The sequence below is a fragment of the Pengzhenrongella sp. genome (assembly GCF_036565025.1).
Lineage (GTDB): Bacteria > Actinomycetota > Actinomycetes > Actinomycetales > Cellulomonadaceae > Pengzhenrongella.
Map to the genome: position 1 here is coordinate 1 of NZ_DATCNW010000292.1, position 4,932 is coordinate 4,932.

Sequence of the window (4,932 nt, forward strand, 5' to 3'; positions counted from 1 at the left end):
GAGCAACACCGCAGCGTGCGGGGCAGGGAGGGCTTCGTCGAGCGCCGCGACGTAGTGAGCGCGGAGCCATCCAGGCAAGCCGCCGAGGCCGCCGCCCGGCGTCACCACGTCGAAGCTGGTCGCAACCAACTCCAGGAACACATGGCGCTGAGCCAGGTACGCGCGACGGTCGAAAGTCGGCAGATCGCGCGGAATTGTGAGCTTCCCGCTGGCTTGTACGGAGTCGCCAAATGCCGCCTCCGCAGGACCGCGCCAGCGAACCAGCAGATTGCCGATGCCCACCGTCACATTGCCGCTGCCCGTGATCCTGTCCGGTTCGACAAGAGCCTCAGAGCCGCCCGCCGCCGGATGGCTGTCATCCGCGACGCGGCCGCTGATCGTCACGGTCTGGCCCGCGGCGGCAAGCGCACGGCTGGGAGCCTGAAGGTCCGCTGCCGGGAGCTCTGCGCGGCCAATTGCGATCAGGGCGAAGGCGAGGGCGATCGCAATCACCGCAGGTCTCACAAGCAGCGCCAGCCCAAGGCACGGGATGGCAATCGCTAGGGCGAGGGCGCCCAGAATCGGTTGCGAAGGCGCCAGCACGACGGCGGCAGCGATCGCGCCGGACCAAGCCACCGCCACGACCAGCGCTGGGTACCGCGCCAAACTCCAAATCCCGCTCCGGTGCTCCTCTGAGGCGATCACAGGGTGAGGTAGCGGCGCGCGATTATGAAGTCCGATTCGCTCATTCCTAGGATGTCGACCAGCTCGCTCGTGGTCTGGAATCCCCCGAAGTTGGTGCGGTAGTCGATGACGTCCTGGGCGAATGCTTCGGTGAAACCGGGAACCAGGGCGAGCTCATCCGCAGTGGCGGTGTTGAGACTCGTGCGGTTGACCACAGTCCCGCCCGGCGCGCCTTTGAGAACCGGAACCTTGATCTGCTCGCCGTCTTGCAGCCGGCCGGCGAGATTGGGAAGCCGGGTGGAATCGGCATATCCAGTGAGTCCGCCCGCAGCGGCGATCGCGTCGTAAACCCGATCGCCTCTTGGCAGTCGATACAGACCCGGCCGGACGACCGCGCCGACCACGTCGACCAGGAGACCGCTAGGTGGAGGCAGCTCGAGGCCCGGCGCAACCGGAACCGGCGGGTCAGGAGCGGCCGCGGGTGTAGAAAGGGAGTAGAAATGCGCCCCGACCACAGCGCCGATCGCAATCAGGACCGGCAGGCCGAGGGCCAGCATGCCCTTCCAACCTGGTACGAGTCGAGGGCGATTTCGCATGACGCGAAGCTACTCAGGCGGCGTGTGTCGCGGTACCCAGCCTGTTAACGGGTGCGCGAGAGCCTGGTTCCCGAGCAAGGATTCGAACCTTCGGTCGAGGATCCAAAGTCCCGAGTTCCTCGCGGGCGCGACCCCTGCACCTAGCTGAGGAGCGTCGACCTCCACCTGGATCCCGCACTTGATATCTTGTGAGGGCATCGCTGGGCTTTAGTGAAGAGGTGGCCATGAAGAGATTTGCCCCTGTGGTTGTCATCCCTGCAATCCTCGTCGTCCTCATCGGCGCAATTGCAACGCAGGCTGCCCTTCCCCTCTCGTCCACACCCAAGACACCCGGGGCCGCGACGCCGCGATGGGTGGCTCACGTCGCGAACTATCCGGGTGGCATCTCGGGCGGCGTCCGTGCAGTCCTCGCCGCTCAGGAAGCGAGCGATCGGCAAGGCGCCCCAACGCGGGCGCAGGCCCCGACAAGTGCGGGTGGCACCGCGGCTAGTAGCAATTCGAACGTCCAGATGAACGACGACAGCTACCCACCCATGCCCCAGAACGAAACGGCGGTCGCCTACAACGTCAGCCATCCGGAGATCGCGGTCGCGGCGGCGAACGACTACGTCAGCGGCGGCGTTGTGGTCATGCGGACTTCCGACGGCGGGCAGACATGGTTGAGTACCCGGATCAGCCCGCAATTCCGCGGCACGGGAGACTTTTGCAGCGGGGGCGACCCGGGCGTGGCCTACAGTCGCAAGGAAGCCGCGTTCTACATCTCGCAACTGTGCTTCTTCCGCGCGCTGCCTTTCTCCGAAGTGCAGGTCTACAAGTCCGTCGACAACGGGAAGACCTGGACTCCGGGCCGTCAAGCCGCACGTGCAGCGTCCAACTTCGACTACACCACCGGCACGGTCGACGACTCCATCTTCAACGACAAGGAGCTCATCACCGTCGACAACAACCGGAGCAGCTCGCATTACGGGCGTATATACGTGACCTACACGAAGTTCCACTTGCTCGATAGCGGGTTTAGCGACTACTGCCCAATCCAGCTTTCGTACACGGACGCGATTCCGACCACGAACCCCGTGCTGTCCACCTGGTCGCACACGGCGATTCAGTCCGACCAACCCGGCGGCGACGGCACTGGCTCCTCCGCCAACCAGTTCAGCGATCCCGTGGTCGAGAAGAACGGCACGCTGGACGTCGGGTTCGTTTCCGAGAACTGCAACGACTCTTTCGACCCGCATCTGCTCTTCCAGAAGTCGACCGACGGAGGGCAGACTTTCCTCCCGACCGCGGTGCAGATCGACAAGCCGAGTCAATACGCGGACTTCAACGACGGCGCTGGCAGCGACACCCTGCCGCCTACGCACTTCCGGGCGCCCAACACCACATCCCTGGCCTACAGTCCGAAGACCGGAACTCTCTTGTACGTCTACCAGAACAACATCAACCGGGCGACCTCCAAGGCAGACATCTCCTACCAGACCTCCAAGGATGGAGGGCTCACCTGGTCGAACTCGAAGTTCCTATCGACCGGGTCGTCCGGCAACCCCGCCGCCAACGACCAGTTCTTCCCGTGGGCGGCAGCGGACGAGTCCGGCCGCTTCTACGTGATCTGGTTCGACCGCCGGCTCGACCCGGCGAACGTGCGGATCAACACGTGGCAGGCGGTGTCGCGCAACGACGCGTCAAGCTTCTCCAGTTCCAAGATCAGCAGCAAGGACTGGGATCCCAACCTCGGGTTCTTCACGAGCGGCGCCTTCATTGGCGATTACAACGGGCTCGCGGCCAGCACCAAGGCCGTGTACGCCGTGTGGACCGACGGTCGCGCCAACGCAATAGCCGAAACCGGCATCGGCGAGACGGACATCTTCACAATCGTGCAGAGGAACCCCTAATCCCGGTTCTCAGTAAGTGGTCGTAGCCCGGGATCGCTGCCCGGGCTACGCCAGCCGATTAGAGGTGTGAATTGAGGGGGTGGTTCCCGAGGAAGGATTCGAACCTTCGGTCGAGGATCCAAAGTCCCCTGCCTTACCGCTTGGCTACTCGGGATTGCCTGGTTACTAGAAGTGTGTGGCCGTTTGTTAAGTGCCCTTCGAGGCGCCACAACACTACGCGAACGGCAGGTGGTTCTAGGTCCGCGGCGTGACCTGGCTCAGGCGACCAGCGTTCCTTTACTGATGAGAACGGCGCTCCTGATTGGAATCCTGGTTGTGACCGCTGCCTGTGGGGCCTACCACTTCCCAGGACCGGGGAACCAAACTGGCAACGTCCACGGCCATGTGGTTGCGCTCGGGTGTGGTGGCACGAGCCAGCCGGACGCCCGGCCGTGCGCTGCCAAGCCAGCCTGCCCACTCCAGCCAACCGACCAAACGTGCGGCCAGTGGCCGCTCCCAACGTTCGAGCTCACATTCACCAACGGCAGTACAAGACAGATCGCGAAAACCGACTCTGCCGGCGCCTACTCGATTGACCTACCAGCCGGAACTTGGCAGGTCGGAACCACGACTTTTGGGCGCATCGTTGACGGACCACAAACCGTCGTCGTCACCGCAGGCGCAGACATCGTCGCCGACTACGTAGTCGACACCGGCATCAGAGCCGCCGCCTAGCGCTCCCCAACCGACCCCTAAGGGACCAGGTTGATCAGCCGGTCAGGTACGAACACCACCTTGGATGGTTTCCGCCCGTCGAACGCCGCTCGCACCCGATCGCTCGCGAGCGCCGCAGCGAGTACCGCCTCCTCCGGAGTGCCCACCGGCAGGGTGAGCCGTTCGCGCAGCTTGCCATCGACCTGCACAACCACCGTCACCTCCGGCACGGCCGCCGCCTCCGCGTCGTACTCAGGCCAGGAGGAATCGGCCAGCATGCCGCCCTCTCCAAGCTTCTCCCACATCTCCTCGCACATATGCGGCGCGAGAGGGTTGAGCAACTTCACCAAAACGCGCACTGTCGAGTCCCAGGTGGCGTCTCGCGCGCCGCCGTTCTGCAAATACCCCTGCATCGCATTCGCCAGTTCCATCAAAGCCGCGACCGCCGTGTTGAAACGCAGCTCGTCGAAATGCTCAGTGACCTTCTTGACCGTCTGCGCAGCCTTGCGTTGCAAAAGCATCGCCTCCGCACCGGTGCCCTCGACGACGATCGAGGCCGGTTCCAAAACCAAACGCCATACGCGCTGCAGAAATCGCACCACGCCGTTGAGTCCAGCGTCGGTCCACTCGACATCCTCTTCAGGCGGACCGATGAACATCTCGTAGATGCGCCCCGCATCCGCGCCCTGCTTGGCCACCAGCTCGTCGGGCGACACCCCGTTGCCGGCCGACTTCGACATCACCTGACCGAACCGCTTGACCATCCCCTGGTTGAACAACCGGGTAAACGGCTCCGAAACATCGAGCATGCCTGCGTCGTGCAGCACCTTGACGAAGAATCGTGAATAGAGCAGGTGCAGAATCGCGTGCTCCACGCCACCCGTGTATTGATCGACCGCCATCCAGTGGTTGGCGAGCTCCGTGTCAAACGACTCCTTCGCATCCTTCGCGCTCGCGTATCTCAAGAAGTACCAGGAGGAGTCGATGAACGTATCCATCGTGTCCGTCTCGCGCCGCGCCGCGCGTCCACAAACGGGACACGTCGTCTCGAAGAAATCCGGATTCTCCGACAGCGGCTTGTACTCCTTGGG

Annotated in this window: 4 protein-coding genes and 1 tRNA gene; 1 reads left to right on the forward strand and 4 read right to left on the reverse strand. The window is 63.8% G+C overall.

Going from position 1 to position 4,932, the window contains the following annotated elements:
- On the reverse strand, nt 1-615 hold a 615-nt coding region (locus tag VIM26_RS16935; protein WP_331953286.1), incomplete at its 3' end, for a DUF4131 domain-containing protein.
- A gap of 65 nt (nt 616-680) precedes the next feature.
- The gene (locus tag VIM26_RS16940; protein WP_331953288.1) at nt 681-1,220 is read right to left on the reverse strand and encodes a helix-hairpin-helix domain-containing protein; all 540 of its coding nucleotides are present in this window, start codon (nt 1,218-1,220) and stop codon (nt 681-683) included.
- Between the two features lie 263 nt (nt 1,221-1,483).
- Here VIM26_RS16940 and VIM26_RS16945 point away from each other — a divergent pair, with 263 nt between their 5' ends.
- Nucleotides 1,484-3,148: a hypothetical protein gene (locus VIM26_RS16945; RefSeq protein WP_331953290.1), complete on the forward strand. Its 1,665-nt coding sequence runs from the start codon at nt 1,484-1,486 to the stop codon at nt 3,146-3,148.
- Between the two features lie 80 nt (nt 3,149-3,228).
- Here the strand turns inward: VIM26_RS16945 and VIM26_RS16950 are convergent.
- Nucleotides 3,229-3,302, reverse strand: a tRNA-Gln gene (locus VIM26_RS16950).
- A gap of 577 nt (nt 3,303-3,879) precedes the next feature.
- A partial coding sequence (locus tag VIM26_RS16955; RefSeq protein WP_331953292.1) for a class I tRNA ligase family protein occupies nt 3,880-4,932 on the reverse strand: 1,053 nt, incomplete at its 5' end.